Origin of the sequence: Mycobacterium sp. 852014-52144_SCH5372336, assembly GCF_001665615.1 — a bacterium.
GTDB classification, from domain to species: Bacteria; Actinomycetota; Actinomycetes; order Mycobacteriales; family Mycobacteriaceae; genus Mycobacterium; species Mycobacterium neumannii_A.
On sequence record NZ_LZSW01000006.1, the window covers coordinates 113,316 to 134,316 of the forward strand.

Sequence of the window (21,001 nt, forward strand, 5' to 3'; positions counted from 1 at the left end):
GAGTAAGTTCGTCCTCATGGCATCGGATCTGTACTCGCAAATCGTCCACTCGACGCCCGGATCGTTCCTCGCCAAGCAACTGGGCATCCCCCAGCCCGAGACGCTGCGCCGCTACAAGCCAGGTGATCCGCCGCTGGCGGGCACGTTGCTGATCGGCGGCGAGGGCCGACTCGTCGAACCGCTGCGCACCGCGCTGGCCGACGACTACGACGTCGTCTCCGACAACCTGGGCGGTCGTTGGGCCGACTCCTTCGGCGCGCTGGTGTACGACGCAACGGGCATCACCGAGCCGACCGGCCTCAAGGGGCTCTACGAGTTCTTCACCCCGCTGTTGCGCAACCTCGGACCGTCCGGCCGCGTCGTCGTCATCGGCACAACCCCCGAGGACGCGGGCAGTGAACATGAGCGCATCGCGCAGCGCGCGCTCGAGGGCTTCACCCGCTCGCTCGGCAAGGAGATGCGCCGCGGCGCGACGGTGAACCTCGTCTACGTCTCCCCCGCCGCCAAGCCCGCCGCGACGGGTCTGGAGTCGACGATGCGGTTCCTGTTGTCGGGCAAGTCGGCCTACGTCGACGGGCAGGTGTTCCGGATCGGTGCGGACGACGCTTCTCCGCCCGCGGACTGGGACCGGCCGCTCGACGGCAAGGTCGCGATCGTGACCGGCGCCGCGCGCGGCATCGGCGCGACGATCGCCGAGGTGTTCAGCCGCGACGGCGCGAAGGTGATCTGCATCGACGTCGAGGGCGCGCAGGAAGCGCTCGGCGTGACCGCCACGAAGGTCGGCGGAACGGCGCTGGCCCTGGACGTGACCGCCGACGACGCGGTCGAGCGCATCACCGAGCATGTGCGCGACCACTACGACGGTCGCGTCGACATCCTGGTCAACAACGCCGGCATCACCCGCGACAAGCTGCTGGCCAACATGGACGAGGGGCGGTGGGATTCGGTCGTGGCGGTGAATCTCGTTGCGCCGCTTGCCCTTGCCGAGGGACTGGTGAACAACGGCGTGTTGGGCGAGGGCGGTCGGATCGTCGGCCTGTCGTCGATGGCCGGCATTGCGGGCAACCGCGGGCAGACCAACTACGCCGCGACCAAGGCAGGCATGATCGGGCTGACCGACAGCCTGTCGGAGGCGTACGCCGACAAGGGCGTCACGGTCAACGCGGTGGCCCCTGGCTTCATCGAGACCAAGATGACCGAGGCGATCCCGCTGGCCACCCGCGAGGTAGGCAGGCGGCTCAATTCGCTGTACCAGGGCGGCCAACCGGTCGATGTCGCCGAGACCATCGCCTACTTCGCCAGCCCCGCGTCCAACGCCGTCACCGGCAACACGGTGCGGGTGTGCGGCCAGGCCTGGCTGGGGGCGTGACATGAGCCAACCGTCGGGTCTGATGAATCTGGCGCGCGCGGCGGCGGGCGCCCTGCCGTTCGTGCCGCGCGGCGAGACGCTGCCCGATCGCACGCTGACCGTCGAGGACTTGAGCATCGACGCCGAGAACGTGGCTGCCTACGCGGCGGTCACCGGACTGCAGTTCGGGGACACGGTCCCGCTGACGTATCCGTTCGCGCTGACGTTCCCGACGTTGATGTCGTTGGTGACCGGGTTCGACTTCCCTTTCGCGGCAATGGGATCGGTTCACATCGAGAACCACATCACCCAGTACCGCCCGATCGGGGTCACCGACGCGGTCTCGGTGAAGGTGCACGCGGAGAATCTGCGAGAGCATCGCCGAGGTCTGCTGGTCGACATCGTGACCGACGTCAACGTCGGCAATGAGCAGGCGTGGCACCAGGTGACGACGTTCCTGCACCAGCAGCGGACGAGTTTGTCCGACGAGCCGAAACCGCCGCCGCAGAAGCCGCCGAAACTCGGGCCGCCGAATGCGATGCTGCGCATCACCCCGGGTCAGATCCGGCACTACGCCTCGGTGGGCGGCGACCACAACCCGATTCACACCAATGCGATCGCGGCCAAGCTGTTCGGCTTTCCGACCGTCATCGCGCACGGGATGTTCAGCGCGGCAGCAGTTCTGGCGAACATAGAGGGTCAGCTGCCGGATGCGGTCAAGTATTCGGTGAAGTTCGCCAAGCCGGTCGTGCTGCCGGCGAACGCCGGACTCTACGTCGACCGCGTGTCCGATGGCTGGGATCTGACCTTGCGCGACATGAAGAAGCGCGAGCCGCATCTGTTCGGGACGGTGCGCTCACTGTAGACGGAGTGGTCCGAGAGCCTAGACCTCAGTGTCAAAGTGGAGGTGTACCCCAGATTGACATTCGCCCCGCACCGTGGACGCTGGCGGGCAGCACGGGGTATGCGTTTCGCTGCCGCAGTCTGCAGCGGTGTGCCGCGTACGAGGTGTGGTGGCCAGGCTGCGTGCTATGCCGCGAGGTTGCGGGCTACGGGAGGGGCGCGTCGACACCGGCACGTGGTATGTGCCGTCGCCTCCGGCATGCCGGGCACGGCGTGGGAGAGGCCACCCCCAGGGGGTTGCCCCTACCCGCGCCCTTCTGACCGGTCAGTATTGCGGCCGAGCCATCATGTACGGGTTTTCAGGTTCCACGGGGCCGGGTGCCGCCCCTGGGGACGCCTGGCCGGTACGTCAGATCGAGTGCTAACCCGTCACCGGTATTCGGTCGGGCCGCTATCCCAATCACCGTCGCCGTAGGCGTCGAAGTCGGCGCCCTCGTCATCGTCTTCCGAACCGATCGCGTTGTCGTCGCCGGAGCTCAGGAGCGACGCGAGTTCATCGTCGAGCTCGTCGACCGTCTTCGGCACCAGGTCCCCGACCGTGTTCAGCACGCTGAACGCGGTGGGCAGAGACTCGTACAGCTCCCGCGAGATCAACACCTCTCTCAAGAGGGGGCCGCCGTTGCCGACGGCGAGCTGAACCTGGCAAACTACCCTCGCCTCGGTCCATCCATGGGTATGCCCAACCGGAACCAGCACGTGGAACGCGTCGGCTTCGAGATCGTTCAGAACGCCATGTCCGAACTGGAGCTCATCGCATTCGGGGGTCTGGTTCAACTCGACGAGGAACGCGGTCGTGACAACACGGTCTTCGATCATCATCTGCCACCACCGACGTTTGATTTGCTGAAATACCGCTGGATCGTGCGGCGGCTGCACGCAAGGCGGGTTGCGATTTCGTTCACGCTCAGGCCCGCTGCACGCAACCGGATCGCCTCAGGGGCTCGATCGGGTGACGGAGGCGGATCGGATGCAATGGTGAGGTCCCTTGCCAAGACAGACCGTTCTGCCGGGCCCAAACCGCCGTACCATCCGGACCGCGCATCTGGATCTTCGGCACGCAACGCCAGCGCCAGGCAGTTCAACCGCACCGGGCAGGTGGCGCAACGGGCCGCGGATACTTCGTCGAGCGGTCCATCGGGATGGTAGAGCTCGGGATCGGTCCCCGCGCAGGCTGCACCGCGGAGAACCAGGGTGGGGGTCTTGATCAAGTCGAGGAGCTCACGCTCACGACCGGTGTAAAAGTGCTTGGTCTGCATTTCTGCCTCCAGCTCGCTGATAGATCCACCGGATTCGGTGGGCTTTGGGCGAGCTGGAGAACCCTCCGGCGCACCCACTCGGGTCTGCCGGGCGATGTGCCCGGTGCAACACAAGCGGCAACGAGACTTGCGCTCGCCTCCAAGGTGTACCGACGGCGTAGTGGTCATCGGCGTTGCCGCCCAGCGCTATTGGTGCGCTGGTGAGGCCGAGCGGCGGTCTCGTGTCGCGTTTCAGATCAGGTCAGACGGCATCCTCCTCATCGAGTACCTCGTTGAGATTCTCTTCATCGACGTTACCGTCAGGTGCGACATCGTCATAGATGTCGATGGGCCCGCCATCCGGCTCATCGGCATCATCGACATCCGCCATCGCGCCGTGTCGCTGCTCGCCTGTAGTCCTCCACACGGGCAACTTCTCGAGCACATCGAGGAGGATGTTGCGCCATGCCTGGCAGTCCGCCTTATCAGCGCCCAGGGCGGTGATTGCAGACGAACCGTCTTCCGCCCGTACGGCTTCAACCGCGGTCACCGCGGCTTCGACGGCGTTCACGGCGGCCCCCAGTTCTCCGAGCGCGTTGCCGAGCCGTTCCGCTGCGGTGGTGGGCGCCAAGACAGTCACCGGTCCGTCGCCGGGCCGCGGATACGTACTTCGGAGCATCGTGTCGTTGACCACGGAGTCCCGGCCCGTCGGGCTGGTCTCAACCTGCCCGTCGGCATTGATGAATCGAACTCGGCGCCCTGCTCCGAAATCGTTTATGGCCTGGAGCATTTGGCGAACGCCGCGAGATGTGGTCCGCATCCTTTCGATGACTTCCGCAGGATTGCGCCGGTCGGGCTGGTCGCTGTTGACGGTGCCGCGGTCGGCGGTCAGTGCCCCGGAAACGATGAGCGGGTAGGCGCTGCGAGCGGCCAGCTCTCGGGTAGCGGATCCGGGTTCGCCGGCGCCCACCTCCAGCTCGGCGTCTGCCGCCAGTTCGTAGCTGGGACGTAGTGACGCTTTCCAGGAGTCTTTGGTCAGCTCCTGCCCGAACGACTCCCGCAGATACTTGCGAATGCGCTCACGCCTCCGCGGGTCCTCTTCTGCAAGCGATCGCAACATGAGTGCCGTCGCGATCTCGAAGAGCAGCTTCGGGGTGATGCGCTTCCGGGTGCTCTGGGAGGTGATGGCACCGCGGATCGCAGCATGGATCTCAGGGTCTCGCTCGGTGAAGAGACGCACGATCGTGGCAGCCCTGATCCCGGGGTCGCCGCTAAACCCGGCGTCGTCGGCCTCCTCGGGCGTCAGCTCACCGGATAGCCACTTCGCCTTACCTGTAGTGATCAGGCGGCGGCGCTCGAGCTCATCGATGACCGCATCCGCCAATGCCTCGTTCTCGGTGGCCTCTCCCCATGGCTTGGGATAGTCGACATGTCGCAAGGCGACAAGGGATTTGATAGCGACCCCGTAGTCGACGGGAGTGTCGTCGTGCGGTTCGAAGCCAACCAAGAGCAACGCCGGTACGATCTCGCACCGAAGCTTGACTGCCACGTCGGGGTCGACTTCGTCAGGGCTGCCAGCCGCGTCGAACTCCTCGTTTAGCTTGCGGATGTGACTCCGCAATCGACGCTCTTCGGCGCCGTACGGGACGTCGGCGGATCGGACATCGATCAACTCGTGAACGCACGTAGTGCGGCTTGAGCCCTCGACGGTCACCGGCGCGCTCACGTCCGGCGTTCCATCTTCGTGGGTGAACGTGGTGGGCGCCACCCACACCTCGGTCATCACGCCCTGGTTGCGGATGGATTCGCGCCAGTCGTTGTTGCTGATCACATAATCCCGCGCCTGCAACGCCGCCCACGCAAGGTGCTCCTGGCTCTGAACGGTTTGGATCAATTCGGCCCTGCCGTCCGGGGCAGAAAGTGATTCGACCAATGGGGCGAATCGAGTTCGCTCGTCCAAACCGATCGTGTTTGAAGCCGGATGGCGCCGAGCGGGTCCGACACGAGGGTTTCGCGGATCTGGCATTATCGCGCGAGACCAAACTCGGGCTCGCACGGCCAAGACCGCTCCCCCGGGCACTGGGAGCCGCTCGGGACTCTCGAGAGCTCGGCGGACCGCAGAGGGATCCACCGTCGCCACGGCCAATGCTTGGGCGGCCTGCTCACTCAGGTTGTATTGGTCAACCAGTTTGTCGGCCAGCTTGCGGGTCGCAGTGGCCAATGCCGGCATCTGGAGCCTCTCAACAGGACGCGGCAAGACCTTGTCCGTGGCTTGAGCGACTGCTGATTGCGGCGTAGAAGGTGCATCGATACTTGCGGTCATCGTCCTTACCGATCTTGTGTTCCGGACGTCCGGGACTTTCCCGGACGCTGGTGCCGGTCCGGGGAGATCGACCAGAGATGGCCGCTTCGCTCTCCCCCTCGACGTGCCGGGTGGTGACCCGGTGTAGTCGAGGCGGCATCGGCGTCCTAGGTCGCCTCCGAGGTGTACCAGCAAGCGTTGTGCTGGCGTTGCCGCCCCTGCGCCGTAGACGCGGGTGAGACTCATCAGGTTGACGATGTCGCTGTTGCCAGACTACCGGCTGGGGGTGACACCGCCGTGGTACGGCGACCACTGAGACGAACAATCAGGATGTAATCCTGAACCTTCGAGTAGTCGGATGTCGACATACCGCCCCGCGATTATCTGGATCGGCAGCCGTGCCCTCGCGCGAGCGTCAGGTGGCACCTGTTCAGTTCGGCGACCTGACCGCAGTGTCGACGGGATGGTCGGACGGGGTGCCCTTCAGGCCGCGCCAGAACAGGTTGATCATCAGCTCGGCGGCCTCGTCCACGCCCGCGTCGCCGGTGCTGACCCGCGACGCCACTGCCTCGCCGGCGCCGACGAGGGCGACGGCCATCATGTCGAAGTCGGTGTCGGGCTCGGGATTTCGGGTGCCCGAGCGCAGCAGTCTGCCGACGAGGTCGATGATGCGCTCGCGGCCTTCGCGCACGGTGTGGGCGAACGCCTGCGAACTGGTCGCCTGGCTGTAGAGCACCATCCACGACGCCCGGTTCGCGTCTATGTAGTTCAGGAACGCCAGGACCGCGTTGCGCAACAGGTCTTTCGGGCTCTGCTTGAAATCGATCTGACTGCGCACCTCGTCGACGAACCGCGCCAGCTCACGATCAAGGCACGCCGCGAACAACTCCTCCTTGGAGCCGTAGTACAGGTACAGCATCGGTTTGGAGATCTGCGCCTCGGCGGCGATCGCGTCCATCGACGTCTCGTGGTAGCCGTTCACCGAGAAGATCTGCACGGCGGCGTCCAGCATCTGCTGCTCGCGCACCGCGCGCGGCAACCGCTTGGTACCTCCGGCCATTCCACCAGGGTAAGCAATGCGCGCCACCAGGGCGTCAGCAGCGGACGTGGGCGGGAATCAGCAGCGCGGGTTGGGCCCCTTCATTCCCGCCAGCCGCAGCACCGAGGCGTCGACGCTGGACATCGACAGCTCCCCGGCATCCAACGCCTTCTCCAGCCGGTCGAGCACGGCGGGCACCTCACCGGTACTCAGCCATAGCGCGACGTCGGCGCCCGCTTGCAGGCTCCGCAGCGCCGCCTCGGCGACCCCGAACCGGTCGGTGATGGCCCGCATCCCGGACAGATCATCGGTGAACACCGGGCCGTTGAACGGCTGGCCGCCGTAGTTGCCCGACCGCAGCAGCGCGTAGGCCGCCGGGCTCAGGCTGGCTGGATCGCTACCGGTCAGCCCGGGCACCTGCAGGTGACCGACCATCACTCCGACCGGCGCCTGGCTGGTCAGCGTCCGGTAAGGCACCAGATCGGTGGTCTGCAGCTCGCTGATCGGTGGCGTGGTGACGCCGCCCGTGTGCGAGTCGCCCGAGGCGCGCCCATGGCCGGGGAAGTGTTTGAGCACCGGCATCACGCCGCCGTCGCGCAGACCACGGGCATACGCGCCGGCGAAGTCGGTGACGACGGCCGGATCGGAGCCGAACGACCGGTCGCCGATAGACCCGCCCCCATCGACGTCGACGACCGGCGCGAAGTCGACGGTGATACCAAGCCCGCGCATGGCCTGGCCCCGCTTCAGAGCGATGTTGTACACCTCGTCAGGCGTGCTGCTGGCCGCCAGCGACGCGGGCGACGGTTGGCTGCCGATCAGCCCGGCCAGCCGCGACACCTGGCCGCCCTCCTCGTCAACGCTGACCGCGAGCGGTAGCGGGGTCGCCGATCCAGCGATGGCGGCCAGCGAGCCGTCGGACAGCATCGACAGGTCGGTCCAACTGCCGACGAAGATGCCGCCGACGTGGTGGTTGTCGACGACCGCGCGTGCGTCACCCGCATTGGAGACGCCCACCATCAGCAGTTGGGCGAGCTTGTCGCGCGTCGACATCGCCGACAGCAGCGATTCACCGGCTCCGCACGCGGGGGCCGCCGGCGCGGCCGGGGCCGCGGGCACGGCGGTGGCCGCCTTGGTGATGGGCGCAGACGTCGGTGACGGCGCGGCTTCCTGCGCGGCGGGCGAGCACGCCACCAGCAATACGGGAGCGGCGACAAGGGCACACAACGCGCGGGGCAAGGCCATGGGCCTCGACACTAACGGCTGTGGTGGCTCAGTTCTATCTCGTGGTCGGCGTGTGCGGCCAGAACATGGGTTCAGCTGGGCACATGGCCCGCATGCTAGTTTTGCCGCATGGATCGGTTCCTCGTGCCCGCCGCCGCCAGCATCGTGGTCGGTCTGCTGTTGGGTGCGGCGGCTGTTTTCGGTGTGACGCTGATGGTGCAGCAGGACAACAAGCCTCCTCTGCAAGCGGGCGATCCGGCGTCTTCGGTGCTCAACAGGGTCGAGTACGGCGACCGCAGCTGAATCCCGGGCCGCCACTGAGACGGCCCCGCTCTCCCGGCGCTGGTTGTGGGTGGCCGCTGCGGCGGCGCTGGTCCTGACGTTCGCCCAGTCACCCGGACAGATCTCACCCGACACCAAGCTCGACCTGACCGCCAACCCGTTGCGGTTCCTCGCGCGCGCGTTCAACCTGTGGAACAGCGAGCTGCCCTTCGGCCAGGCCCAGAACCAGGCCTACGGGTACCTGTTCCCGCACGGCACCTTCTTTTTGATCGGCGACATCGTCGGGCTGCCCGGCTGGGTCACCCAGCGGCTGTGGTGGGCGTTGCTGCTGGTCGTCGGGTTCTGGGGTGTGCTGCGGGTGGCCGAGGCGCTCGGCATCGGCAGCCCGACGTCGCGGGTGATCGGCGCGGTCGCCTACGCGCTCTCGCCGCGGACGCTGACCACTATCGGCGCGATCTCGTCGGAGACGCTTCCGATGATGTTGGCGCCCTGGGTGCTGTTGCCGGTGATCTTGGTATTGAACGGCGGGTCCGGAGGGGCGGGAGAAACAGGGGCCGATCCGCGCGTACGGGTACTGGCGATGCGCTCGGCGGTGGCGATCGCGTTGATGGGTGCGGTCAACGCGGTTGCCACGCTCACCGGCTGCCTGTGCGCGGCCATCTGGCTGTTATGTCATCGGCCCACCAAGCTGTGGTGGCGGTTCACGGCGTGGTGGGCGCTCGGTATCACGCTGGCGGTGCTGTGGTGGGCGATCGCGCTGGTGATGCTGGGCCGGGTCAGCCCACCGTTCCTCGACTTCATCGAATCCTCCGGCGTCACCACACGGTGGATGTCGCTGACCGAGATGTTGCGCGGCACCGACGCCTGGACCCCGTTCGTTGCGCCCAACGCGACGGCAGGCGCGTCACTGGTGACCGGTTCGGTCGCCGTGCTGGCCACCACGTTGGTCGCCGCCGCGGGCCTGGCGGGGCTGGCGATGAAGACGATGCCCGCCCGCGGTCGTCTGATCGTCATCCTGCTGACCGGTGTCACGCTGCTCGCCGTCGGCTACTCCGGCGGGTTGGGCTCGCCCGTCGCACTGCAGGTTCAGGCGTTCCTCGACGCGTCGGGCACCCCGCTGCGCAACCTGCACAAGCTCGAACCCCTGCTGCGACTGCCCTTGGCGCTGGGGTTGGCGCATCTGCTCGGCCGCATCCCGCTGCCGGGCAGCGCGCCGCGAGCGGAGTGGACGACCGCGCTGGCGCACCCCGAACGCGACAAGCGTGTCGCTGTGGGAATGGTGGTCCTGGTCGCGCTGGCAGCCGGTACGTCGCTGGCATGGACCGGACGTCTCACTCCGCCAGGCGCGTTCGATGCCATCCCGCAGTACTGGCACGACACCGCCGACTGGCTCGACGAACACAACACCGGCGGCCGCGTTCTGGTGGCGCCGGGCGCTCCGTTCGCCACCCAAGTGTGGGGCAACAGCCACGATGAACCGCTGCAGGTGCTCGGCGAAAGTGCCTGGGGGGTCCGTGATTCGATCCCGCTGACCCCACCGCAGACCATCCGCGCGTTGGACTCCGTGCAGCGGTTGTTCGCCGCGGGCCGCCCATCCGCAGGTCTCGCCGACACCCTTGCCCGCCAGGGCATTTCGTACGTCGTGGTGCGCAACGACCTGGACCCGGAGTCATCCCGGTCAGCCCGGCCGTTGCTCGTGCACCGCGCGATCGACGGCTCACCCGGTCTGGAGATGGTCGCCGAGTTCGGCGATCCGGTCGGCGCGGGCACGCTGGCCGGTTTCGTCTCCGACAGCGGCTTGCGCCCGCGCTACCCCGCCGTCGAGATCTACCGGGTCAACGCCGAAACCCCGGTGACGCCTTACCTCGTCGACACCGACCGCATGGCGCGCGTCGACGGCGCACCCGAGGCGCTGCTGCGGCTCGACGAGCGCCGCCGACTGCTCGACCGCCCGCCGCTAGGCCCCATGCTCTTGACCGCCGACGCCGAACGCGCCGGGGTGCCGACCCCGCTGGTCACCGTCACCGACACCCCGCTCGCGCGGGAAACCGACTACGGCCGCGTCGACGACCACTCGTCGGCGATCCGCACCCCCGACGATCCGCGGCACACCCACAACCGGGTCATCGACTACCCCTCTCCCGGAACCGATCTGGTCTACGGGCAGTGGAACGGGGGCCGGGTCTCGGTGTCGAGTTCGGCGGCCGATTCCACCGCGCTCCCCAACGTCGCGCCGGCCGCAGGCCCGGCCGCCGCAGTCGATGCCGACCCGTCGACCAGTTGGGTCTCCAACTCGCTTCAGTCGGCGATCGGCCAGTGGATGCAGGTGGACTTCGACCACCCCGTCACCAACGCGACCATCACGGTCACACCCAGCGCCACCGCGGTCGGCGCACAGATCCGCCGCATCGAGATCTCGACGGTGAACGGCACCAGCACCCTTCGGTTCGACGAAGCAGGCAAGCCGCTCACCGCGGCACTGCCTTACGGTGAGTCGCCCTGGGTGCGGCTCACCGCGGTCGCCACCGACGACGGCTCATCCGGCGTGCAGTTCGGGATCACCGACCTCGCGGTCACCCAGTACGACGCGAACGGCTTCGCCCACCCCGTCAGCCTGCGCCACACCGTCGCCGTGCCCGGTCCTCCCGCGGATTCGACTGTCGCGCAATGGGATCTGGGTTCGGAGCTGCTGGGACGATCCGGCTGCGCGCAGAGTCCGACCGGCTACCGGTGCGCCGCGTTGATGGCGCTGTCGGCCGAGGAGCCGGTGAACTTGAGCCGGACACTGACGGTTTCAAAACCGATCGCGGTGACACCGACCGTGTGGGTACGCGCCCGTCAGGGTCCCCAGCTGGCCGACCTCATCAGCGCACCCGGCACCGCCCGCGCCGTGGGTGAAGCCGATCCGATCGACGTGCTCGGCTCGGCCTACGCCGCGGCAGACGGTGATGCGGGCACCGCCTGGACCGCCCCGCAGCGGGTCGTGCAGCAGGGGACGCCGCCGACACTGACATTGAAACTGCCGAGGGACAGCGAGGTCGCCGGGCTGCAGGTGACGCCGAGTTCGTCGGACTTGCCCGCACGCCCGACACTGCTGGCCGTCGACCTCGGTGATGGTCCGCAAATCCGTCCGGTCGCCGGCGATGCCGGTGCCCAGACCCTGGATCTCAAACCGAGAGTCACCGACACCGTGACGATCTCCCTTCTCGACTGGGACGACGTCATCGACCGCACGGCACTCGGTTTCGACCAACTCAAACCTCCCGGCCTGGCCGAGGTGACCGCGCTCGACACCCGCGGCGAACCGATCGCGGCCGCCGACGCCGCGGCCAACCGGAACCGCACCATCGACATGCCGTGCGGCAAGGGCCCGGTCATCGGCGTCGCCGGTGAGTTCGTGCAAACCTCACTCAGTACGACCGTCGGCGCCCTCCTCGACGGTGAGCCGGTGGCGGCACGCCCGTGCCGGGCCGAGCCGATCCTGCTGCCCGAAGGCCAACAGGAATTGGTCATCAGCCCCGGCGCGGCGTTCATCGTCGACGGCGCTCAGCTCGCCGGGCCGCGCGCCGGTGAAATACGCGAGGCGCCAACCATTCCCGCACAGACCGGACAATGGAGCGCAGATCACCGCGAGGTGACCGTCGCACCGTCGTCGGCGTCCCGGGTCCTCGTGGTACCCGAAAGCATCAACCCCGGCTGGGTCGCCCACGACAGCGCCGGGTCACAGCTGACGCCGATCACGGTGAACGGCTGGCAGCAGGGCTGGGTGCTGCCGCCGGGTACGGCCGGCCCGGTCACGCTGAGCTTCCCGACGAACGTGCCCTACCGCGCCGGGCTGATCGGCGGGCTCGCGCTGCTGCCGGTGCTCGCACTGCTCGCTTTCCTGCCGATGCGCAGGCGCCCCGCGCAAGCCGAGCCGGTGCCGGTGTGGCGGCCGCGGCCCGTCGCCGTCGGCGCCGCAGCGTTGGCCGTCGGCGCGGCGATCTCGGGGGTGGCGGGCGTCGCGGTCGTCGGCCTGGCGGTCGGCGTCCGTTGGCTGCTGCGCCACCGCGAAAACCTCTGCGAGGCAGTCACGGTCGGCACCGCGGCCGGTGGGTTGATCCTCGCCGGCGCGGTGTTGAGTCAGTATCCGTGGCGCGCGGTCGACGGCTACATCGGGCATTCGTGGGGCGTGCAACTGCTGGCGTTGGTCTCGGTGGCCGCGGTCGCGGCGTCGACCGTGCCGATTCGGACGGAGAAACGGCTCAGCTGACCGCGATCAGATGCTCGAGCTTGGATTCGCCGACGACGTACTTGTCGACCTCCTGCTCGGCGATCAGGTCCTGGCCCGTCTGTCGGATGACGTGCTGGTGCAGGTGCTCGTACCACGACCGCACGACGAACGCCTCGACGAAAGTGTTGGGGAATTCGCCGCTGCGGAACAACCGCCATTGCACGGCCCCGGTGCGCTGCCGTGAACGCTTCACCCGGTCCATCGCCGCAACGAACGCCGCCTCATTCTCCGACGCGACCCGGTACGTCTTGAGCACGAGGACCGGGCCGTCGGGCGGGGCGGGTTCGAACACGAGCGCCGGTTCCGGCCAGTGCCCCGACGGTTCGACGTCGAGGTTGCCGGTGCCCGGATGCAGCGGCCACCACAGCAGCGATACCGCGCACGCGGCGAGCAAGCCGGCCGCGATCAGCAGCGCGGTCACGCTGTTGGTCGCGCCGGCCACCAGGCCCCAGACCAGCGAGCCGATCGCCTGCCCACCCATGAACACCAGCTGGTAGACCGACAGGCCGCGCGCCCGTACCCAGGCCGGAAGGCTCAGCTGCATGGACGCATTCAGGGTCGACAGGGTCAGCAACCACGACAGTCCGCCGACGATCATCGCGACGATCACCACCGCGAGCACCGGAACCAGCGCCAGCACCGCGGTGGCGAGCGCGAAACCGACCGCGCCCACCGTCAACAATGCGTTGCGCCCGAACCGGACCTGCAGCCGGGACAGCACCATCGCCCCGCACACCGCGCCGACACCCAGGGCGCCCAGCAGCACGCCGTAGCCCGCCGACGACAGGTGCAGTTGTCGATCGGCGATGACCGCGAGCAGCCCCCACAGCGCGCTGCCGGGAGCGATGAACAGCAGCGCCCGAAGCAGGATGCGCCGCACCACCGGCGAGCTGCGGATGTACCGCCCGCCCGCGCTCAGCGCCGACAACGGTCGCTCGGTCGGCAGCAACCGTTCCTCAACCGGCCGGCGCCAGGTGAACAGCACCACGACGATGCCAACGAACGAGACCGCGTTCAGCGCGAACACCGTCGTCGGCCCGGACAGGGCCACGAGCAGGCCGGCGATCGCGGGCCCGATCGCCCTCGCGCTGTTCAGGGCCAGGCTGGTCAGCGCCGCCGCAGCGGGGATCTGTTCGCGCGGAACGAGTTCGGGCTGGATAGCCTGCCACGCCGGAGCCGTCAGCGCCTGTCCGCATCCGATCAGGAACAGCAGGATCAGCAGAACCGCCGGCGTCGTCAACCCGACACCGGTCAAGATCGCCAGGATCGAGACGCCGGCCGCCATCGCCGACTGCGTGGCGATCAGCAGGCGTCGCCGGTCGACCAGATCGGCGACCACACCGGAGGGCAGCGCCAGCAGCATCACCGGCAGCGTCGTCGCGGTCTGTACCAGAGGCACCAGCACGGCGGCGCCGGGATCGGCCACCAGCATCCACTGGGCGCCCACCGTCTGCATCCAGGTCCCGAGGTTCGACACGAGCTGCGCGATCCACAGCGCCCGGTACATCGGAGACCGCAGCGGCGCCCACGCCGACGGCGCGGTGCGGACGCTCGACGATGTCGCCATTCGGTTCTGGCCTTTCGCTACGAATCGAGTTTCAAGTACCCGATTGGTCGACCGCTATCTCGTAGCATCGGCCGCGTGCCGGAACTGAACACCGCCCGAGGACCGATCGACACCACCGACCTGGGCGTCACGCTCATGCACGAACACGTCTTCATCCAGTCCCTCGACATCTCGACCAACTATCCGGAGGTCTGGGGCGACGAGGCCCAACGGGAGGCCGACGCCGTCGTCCGCCTCAACGAGCTCAAATCGCGCGGGGTCGACAGCATCGTCGATCTCACGGTGATCGGAATGGGGCGCTACATTCCGCGTATCGAGCGTATCGCCGCGCAGACCGACATCAACATCATCGTCGCCACCGGCGTCTACACCTACAACGACGTCCCGATGTTCTTCCATTTCAGCGGGCCGGAGACCCCGCTCGGCGAGCCGATGGTCGACATGTTCGTCCGCGACATCGCCAGCGGAATCGCGGGCACCGGGGTCAGAGCGGCGGTCCTCAAGTGCGCGACCGACGAACCCGGCCTGACACCCGGCGTCGAGCGGGTGCTGCGCGCGGTGGCCCAGGCGCACCGGGAAACCGGCGTCCCGATCTCGACGCATACGCACGCCGCGACCAAGCGAGGCCTGGATCAGCAGCGCGTGTTCAGCGAGGAGGGCGTAGACCTCTCGCGCGTCGTCATCGGGCATTCCGGCGACAGCACCGATCTGGACTACCTGGAGCGGTTGATCGACAACGGGTCCTACATCGGGATGGACCGGTTCGGGGTCGACGTGTTCCTCGGTTTCGAGGAGCGGGTCGACACCGTCGCGCGGATGTGCGAGCGCGGCCACGCCGACAAGATGGTGCTGTCGCACGACGCGTCCTGTTTCATCGACTGGCTTCCGGAAGGACTCGTCCCGCAGACCATGCCCAACTGGCACTACCTGCATATCCACAACGACGTGATCCCGGCCCTCAAGAAGCGAGGCGTCTCCGACGAGCAGCTCACGACGATGCTCGTCGACAACCCGCGCCGGATCTTCGAGACCCGGGGCGCTTACTGACATGCCCGAACAGACTCCGCCGATCAGCGCGCAGGTCTCACGGCTGGCAGAGACCGAACCCGACGCGCCCGCGATCACCTGCGAAGGCGTCACCCTGACCCGCGGTGAGCTCGACGCGTCGACCAACCGGCTGGCCCGCGCCTACGCCGAACTCGGTGTGCGAGAGGGCGATTACGTCACCGTGGTGTTGCCGAACTCCATCGAGTGGGTGCAGGCGGTGCTCGCGACGTGGAAGCTGGGTGCGATCCCCCAACCGCTCTCTCCGAGGCTTCCCGATGCCGAACTGACCGGGCTGCTCGAACTGTGGCCCCGCGCCCTAGTCGTCGGCCGCGCCGACCCCACCGGCCGAATAGCAAGCGTGCCAGCGGGTTATGTGCCCGATGAAAACCTCTCGGATGCAGCGTTACCCGAGAAGGTGTCGCCGGTGTTCAAGGCGATGGCATCTGGCGGCAGCACCGGCAGGCCCAAGCTGATCGAGGCGGGCAACGACAGCCGCTACCCGCCGATGGTGGGTTATCCCCTTGGGGCGCAAGAGGGTGACGTCAACCTGATCTCGGTGCCGATGAGCCACAACACCGGTTTCACGACCTTCGCGATCGGGCTGGTTCAGGGCCATCACCTGGTGATCATGCCGCGGTTCGTACCGCACGAGTTCCTCCGGCTCGTGACCGAACACCGCGTGACGTTCCTGACGACGGTACCGACGATCATGCAGCGCCTGATTCCGGTCTACCGGGCCGACCCCGATGCCTACGACCTGTCCTCGATCCGGCGGTTCTGGCATGTCGGGGCGCCGTGTCCACCCGCGGTCAAGCGCGCCTGGATCGAGATTCTTGAACCGGATGTGCTGTGGGAACTGTACGGCGGCACCGAATTACAGGCGTTGACGTTCATCTCGGGAAGTCAGTGGTTGGCCCACCCGGGCTCGGTCGGTGTCGTCGTCGCCGGCGAGATGAAGGTGCTCGACGACGACGGCAACGAGTGCCCGCCCGGTGTGGTCGGCGAGGTCTACATGCGGCCGTCGCCGGGCAGCAGACCCACCTACCGCTACGTCGGCGCGACGGCGAAATCCCGCGACGGCTGGGATTCGTTGGGCGACCTCGGGTACTTCGATGCCGACGGCTTCCTCTACCTCAGCGACCGGCGGGTGGACATGTTCACCGTCGGCGGCCGCAACGTCTATCCCGCCGAGATCGAGTCGGCGCTGTCCGAGCATCCTGCGGTGCTGTCGTGCCTGGTGGTCGGCGTCCCCGACGACGACCTCGGTCAGGTGCCGCATGCGCTGGTGCATGCAGAAGGGCGGCTCGACGCAGCGGCCGTCGTCGGCTTCCTGTCCGAGCGACTCGAGCGCTACAAGGTGCCCCGCACAGTCGAGTTCACCGATGAGCCGCTGCGCGACGACGCGGGTAAAGCGCGCCGGTCAGCGGTCCGCGACGAGGTCATCTCGCGACGGGCTCAGGCACGCTGCTGACCGACGAGTCCAACGGCGGTACCGGACGGGCGTATCGATACTCCCAGCGCCGCAACGCCGTTCGGCACGGTGACTCCACCAGCGCGTAGCTGACCGCGGCGATCGCGAACCCGAACACGACCGTCAGCACCAGCACCACCGGCATGTGGCCGTTGAACGCGAACTCGCCGATGACCGGGAACACCATCGCGAGCGCGGCGAGGTGCCAGATGAACAGTCCGTAGGACCATCGCCCCAACGTCACCATCGTCGTGCTGCCCAGCACCCGGTGCGAGGTGTCGGGGCGGTCGAGCACGAGCGGCGCGAGCAGCGCACCGGCGACCACGGCGCCCATCGCGATCTTGACGACGAACTGGCTGACGGTGCCCGGCGTGAGGCCCTCGGGTCCGGCGATCGGCGAGGCGGCGACCAGGAACGCCGCGACCGCGATGACCGCCATCAGGACGCGCCGCCGGGCCAGTCGGTGCGGCCATCCGACCGGTGTGACGGTCAACTCGGCGAGCAGCATGCCCGCGGCGAACCAGGAGAAGAAGGCCGGCGGCCAGTTCAGGTGGTTGACGCCGGCCGATGTCGCGATCGGCAGCACCGCCCACCCGAGGCTGACGAGCGCCGCGGCGGCGATGACGGGAATGCGCGCCCGCACCGGGACGCGTCGCACCAGGAGCGCGAGAAGCGGCAACGCCATGTAGAACGCGACCTCGACCGACAGGCTCCACATCTGCGTCAGCCCCGCGGTGAGTGTCAGCGGCACATAGATCTGGGTCAGGGTGAGGTTGGCCAACCACACGGTCAGGTCCGCTTTGGCCTCCGGCAGCAGCGACAGGATCACCACGACCGCCACGAGGTATCCGGGCATGATGCGCACGATCCGGGAGCGCAGGTAGTGGCCGGTCGGCGGGGTCGGCCGCAGCCCGCGCGCTGCCGAGGCGTGCCCGCGCCACAGCAGAAAACCCGAGAGGGCGAAGAAGAGCGCCACCGCGAGATCGAATCGGCCGAACAGTCGTCCGCTGATCCCGCCGGTGTGCCCGGTCTGGAACGCCACGTGGGTGACGACGACGCCGACCGCGGCGCAGGCGCGCATGCCCTCCACCGCAGGCAGGAACCCGCGGGTTCCGCCCACCTGCTCCTCGCGCGTCTCGCCGGCCACCGCAACTGCCACGAAATCAGTGTGCCCGGTGAAGCCGAAGACAGCGACCACGGGTCGGCGGATGCGTCTGGACCGACGACCTTAAATTGTGCTGTTAGGGTCAAACGGGTTTCTGCGGGCATACCGCAGGTGAAGGAGGCACGGTTTGAACCGCGCAGTGGCGCTGCGGATTGCGGCTTGCGGGATCTTGGGGCTGGGTGCCGCCCTGTTGATCGCCGCGCTGTTGCTGTCCACCTACACCCACAGCAAGATCGCCAAGATCCCGCTGGACCTCGATGCGACGCTGATCAGCGACGGCAGCGGCACGGCCTTCGACCCGGCATCGCTGAACAGCGAACGGTTCGTCGTCGACCGCGATGTGCCGATGGTTCAGCAGGAGCAGCTCACCGTCGAGTCGCCGTCGAACGCCGACGTGGTGACGCTTCAGGTGGGCTCCACGCTGCGCCGCACCGACAAACAGCAGGAGGCCGGCCTGCTGTTGGCGCTTGTCGACACGGTGACCGTCAACCGCAGCACCGCCGAGGCGGTGTCCAGCGAGAGCAATCCGGGCGGTGCGGTGCAGAAACCGCGCGCCATGGAGGACGACAAGCCGCCGACCAACATCGCGCTGCCGCACGAGGGCCTGGCCTACCGGTTCCCGTTCGACACCGAGAAGAAGACCTACTCCGTCTTCGACCCGATCGCGCAGAAGGCGTTCGACGCCAACTACGACGGCGAAGAAGACGTCAACGGGCTGACCACCTACCGGTTCACCCAGAACGTCGGCTACGACTCCGACGGCAAGCTCGTCGAGCCGGTGAAGTACGCCTCGCTCTACGAAGACGACGCCGACAGCGAGGTCACCGCCCGCGCGGCGATGTGGGGTGTGCCCGGTGAGCCCGACGAGCCGATCACGATGTCGCGGTACTACGCCGCGCAGCGCACCTTCTGGGTCGACCCGGTTTCGGGGACGATCGTCAAGAGGGACGAGCACGGCTACCACTACTACGCCCGCGAGCCGCTCAAGCCCGAGGTCACGTTCGTCGACTACAAGGTCGCGTTCAACGAGGAGACCGTCGAGTCCCAGGTCGCCAGCGCGGGCAACGAGCGCGACCGGGTCGCGCTGTGGGGCCGCATCCTGCCGATCACCTTCACCGCGATGGGGCTGGTGCTGCTGGTCGGCGGCGCGCTGCTCGGCTCGTTCAGCCTGCGCGCGGAGTCCGCGCTGATCGACCCCGGTCTCGACGAGGCCGACCACGGATTCTTCGACACCCAGGGCATCAAGGTCCCGGGCGCCGAAGCCAAGACCGAGAAGATCCCGACATCTCGACCGACCGACCTGCCCCCGGACAGACCGGTCTGATCGGGCGGTCGGTCGTGGGACCGGCCTACGCGTTGGTGCTCGCCCTCGTGGTGACGGCGCCGTTGCTCGCACCCGGGTATCTGCTGTTGCGCGACGCGGTGTCCACGCCGCGCTCGTATCTGTCCGATGCCGCGCTCGGGCTGTCCGAGGCGGCACCGCGGGCCCTTCCGCAGGACTTCTTCATGGCCGTCGTGTCTTCGGTGGTCGACGGGGGCGTGGTGGCCAAGGCACTGCTCGTCGCGGGACTGTGGCTGGCGGGCTGGGGCGCGGCGCGGTTGGCCGCCGCGGTGGTTCCCGAGTCGGGGCTCGCCGGTCAGTGCGTGGCGGTGACGGTCGCGGTATGGAACCCGTATGTCGCCGAGCGGCTGCTGCAAGGACACTGGAGCCTGCTCGTCGGCTACGGGTGCCTGCCGTGGGTCGCCACGACGGTGCTGCAGATGCGGGAGTCGGCGCGGTGGACCCCGTTGTGGGCGTTGGCTTTCTGGTTGGCACTGGCCGGGTTGACGCCCACCGGGCTGATGCTGGCGGCGACCGTCGCGCTCGTGTGCGTCGCCGCGCCCGGCGAAGGGTGGGGCCGGTGGCGGTGTGCGGGTGTGACGATGGCCATGACGGTCGTCGCGGCGCTGCCGTGGCTGGTCGCGGCGACGGTGTCGCGGTCGTTGGAGTCGTCGCAGGCTGACGGCGTCCTCGCGTTCGCCGCGCGCGCCGAACCGGGCCTCGGAACACTGCTCAGCCTGGCCGGGTTGGGTGGCATCTGGAACGCTGAGGCTGTACCGCCCTCTCGCACAACACTTTTCGCGGTCGTGGGCACGGCGGTGTTGCTCGGCGTGGTCGCCCTCGGCTTACCGGTCGTGCTGCGCCGACCGACGGCCGTACCGCTGATGGTCCTGGCCGGGTTCGCCGTCGTGGTGCCCGCGCTGATGGCCACCGGACCCGGGCTCGTCCTCGTCGAGGCGGCCGTCCGCGCCGTGCCCGGCCTGGGGGTGGTCCGCGACGCGCAGAAGTGGGTGGCGTTGGCGATACCGGGCTATGCGGTGGCCGGCGCGGCGGCGGTGGTCTTCGCCCGTCGCTGGTTGCCGGCGGCGGCGACCGCGGCACTCTGCTGCGTCGCGCTGATCGCGACGTTGCCGGACTTGGCGTGGGGCGTGGGTGGCCGCGTCACCGCCGTGCAGTACCCGCCGGGATGGGCGAAGGTGGCCGCGATCATCAACGCCGACCCGCGGACGGTCGCGGTGATGCCGATGGGCAGCATGCGCTGTTTCGAGTGGGCGGGTGAGGCTCCCGTGCTCGACCCGCTGCCCCGGTGGGTGCGTGCCGATGTGTTGACCACCGGCGATCTGCACATCGGCGAGCGGACGGTGTACGGAGAGGGGCAGCGCGCACGCGACGTGCAGGAGATCCTCGTCGAGAGCGCGGACCAGAACCTGGTTGCCGATGCCGGGGTCGGATGGGTGGTGGTCGAATCCGGCGCTCCGACAGAGCGTTTGCCGTTGCCCGTGGCCTACACCGACGAAGACCTCACCCTGTACCGGGTGGGCGGATCGTCGCCGCAGGCCGACGGTCGGACCGTGGTGCTGGCCGCACACTGGGCCTGGCTGGCGATGCTGCTCGGCGGTGCGGGCGCCCTGGTGGCGCGACGGTTGAGCAAGTCGCCGCCGCGAGTCAAAGCACCTCACCGTCGATGACCTCGGCGTCGCCGGCGGAACAGAAATGTCGGTGGGCGATGGCATACTCGCACACATGTGCGGCTCCTCACGTTCTCGTGGGTAGCTGAGGGTGTAATCCGCCGAGGCAGAGGTAGATCATTGAGCTCAGTGTTTG

At 68.2% G+C, this 21,001-nt stretch carries 15 protein-coding genes; 8 read left to right on the plus strand and 7 right to left on the minus strand.

The window, feature by feature from the left end; genetic code table 11:
* Positions 1-16: 16 nt before the first annotated feature.
* On the plus strand, positions 17-1,369 hold the full coding sequence (locus tag A5759_RS01295) for a 3-oxoacyl-ACP reductase (protein ID WP_068192890.1): 1,353 nt from the start codon (positions 17-19) through the stop codon (positions 1,367-1,369).
* A 1-nt stretch (position 1,370) separates the two neighbouring features.
* The gene (locus A5759_RS01300; RefSeq protein ID WP_068192893.1) at positions 1,371-2,213 is read left to right on the plus strand and encodes a MaoC/PaaZ C-terminal domain-containing protein; all 843 of its coding nucleotides are present in this window, start codon (positions 1,371-1,373) and stop codon (positions 2,211-2,213) included.
* 407 nt (positions 2,214-2,620) lie between these two features.
* Here the strand turns inward: A5759_RS01300 and A5759_RS01305 are convergent, their stop codons facing one another.
* The 5 genes from A5759_RS01305 to A5759_RS01325 form a co-directional block, all read right to left on the minus strand.
* Complete coding sequence (locus A5759_RS01305; RefSeq protein WP_156616764.1) at positions 2,621-3,070, minus strand: hypothetical protein; 450 nt, start codon at positions 3,068-3,070, stop codon at positions 2,621-2,623.
* The gene (locus tag A5759_RS01310; RefSeq protein ID WP_082961903.1) at positions 3,067-3,507 is read right to left on the minus strand and encodes a WhiB family transcriptional regulator; all 441 of its coding nucleotides are present in this window, start codon (positions 3,505-3,507) and stop codon (positions 3,067-3,069) included. Before A5759_RS01310 ends, A5759_RS01305 begins: the two co-directional genes overlap by 4 nt.
* Positions 3,508-3,748: 241 nt before the next feature.
* Positions 3,749-5,254, minus strand: a complete 1,506-nt coding sequence (locus tag A5759_RS01315) for a hypothetical protein (RefSeq protein ID WP_156616765.1) — start codon at positions 5,252-5,254, stop codon at positions 3,749-3,751.
* Positions 5,255-6,218: 964 nt separating this feature from the next.
* The gene (locus A5759_RS01320; protein ID WP_068192903.1) at positions 6,219-6,848 is read right to left on the minus strand and encodes a TetR/AcrR family transcriptional regulator; all 630 of its coding nucleotides are present in this window, start codon (positions 6,846-6,848) and stop codon (positions 6,219-6,221) included.
* 57 nt (positions 6,849-6,905) lie between these two features.
* Positions 6,906-8,072 carry a glycoside hydrolase family 3 N-terminal domain-containing protein gene (locus A5759_RS01325; protein ID WP_197505915.1) on the minus strand — a complete coding sequence of 389 codons (1,167 nt, stop codon included), beginning with the start codon at positions 8,070-8,072 and terminating at the stop codon, positions 6,906-6,908.
* A 108-nt stretch (positions 8,073-8,180) separates the two neighbouring features.
* Between A5759_RS01325 and A5759_RS01330 the strand changes: the two genes are divergently transcribed.
* Entirely contained in the window at positions 8,181-8,354 is a 174-nt protein-coding gene (locus tag A5759_RS01330; protein WP_066810839.1) for a DUF2613 domain-containing protein, read from the plus strand.
* 43 nt (positions 8,355-8,397) lie between these two features.
* Complete coding sequence (locus A5759_RS01335) at positions 8,398-12,585, plus strand: DUF3367 domain-containing protein (protein WP_369816150.1); 4,188 nt, start codon at positions 8,398-8,400, stop codon at positions 12,583-12,585.
* Here A5759_RS01335 and A5759_RS01340 read toward each other — a convergent pair.
* Positions 12,578-14,173 (minus strand): MFS transporter, encoded by a 1,596-nt coding sequence (locus tag A5759_RS01340; RefSeq protein ID WP_068192911.1) that lies wholly within the window; start codon positions 14,171-14,173, stop codon positions 12,578-12,580. The two genes, A5759_RS01335 and A5759_RS01340, sit on opposite strands and share 8 nt — an antisense overlap.
* Positions 14,174-14,248: 75 nt before the next feature.
* Here A5759_RS01340 and A5759_RS01345 point away from each other — a divergent pair, with 75 nt between their 5' ends.
* On the plus strand, positions 14,249-15,220 hold the full coding sequence (locus A5759_RS01345) for a phosphotriesterase (RefSeq protein ID WP_068192914.1): 972 nt from the start codon (positions 14,249-14,251) through the stop codon (positions 15,218-15,220).
* A gap of 1 nt (position 15,221) precedes the next feature.
* Positions 15,222-16,691 carry an AMP-binding protein gene (locus A5759_RS01350; protein WP_068192918.1) on the plus strand — a complete coding sequence of 490 codons (1,470 nt, stop codon included), beginning with the start codon at positions 15,222-15,224 and terminating at the stop codon, positions 16,689-16,691.
* Here the strand turns inward: A5759_RS01350 and A5759_RS01355 are convergent.
* Positions 16,660-17,772 carry an acyltransferase gene (locus A5759_RS01355; protein ID WP_068192954.1) on the minus strand — a complete coding sequence of 371 codons (1,113 nt, stop codon included), beginning with the start codon at positions 17,770-17,772 and terminating at the stop codon, positions 16,660-16,662. The two genes, A5759_RS01350 and A5759_RS01355, sit on opposite strands and share 32 nt — an antisense overlap.
* Positions 17,773-17,983: 211 nt before the next feature.
* On the opposite strand from A5759_RS01355, the gene A5759_RS01360 reads away from it, so the two are divergent.
* Both A5759_RS01360 and A5759_RS01365 read left to right on the plus strand, forming a co-directional pair.
* Positions 17,984-19,180 (plus strand): DUF3068 domain-containing protein, encoded by a 1,197-nt coding sequence (locus tag A5759_RS01360; protein WP_064399979.1) that lies wholly within the window; start codon positions 17,984-17,986, stop codon positions 19,178-19,180.
* A 14-nt stretch (positions 19,181-19,194) separates the two neighbouring features.
* Entirely contained in the window at positions 19,195-20,865 is a 1,671-nt protein-coding gene (locus tag A5759_RS01365) for a hypothetical protein (protein WP_082961904.1), read from the plus strand.
* Positions 20,866-21,001: the final 136 nt, after the last annotated feature.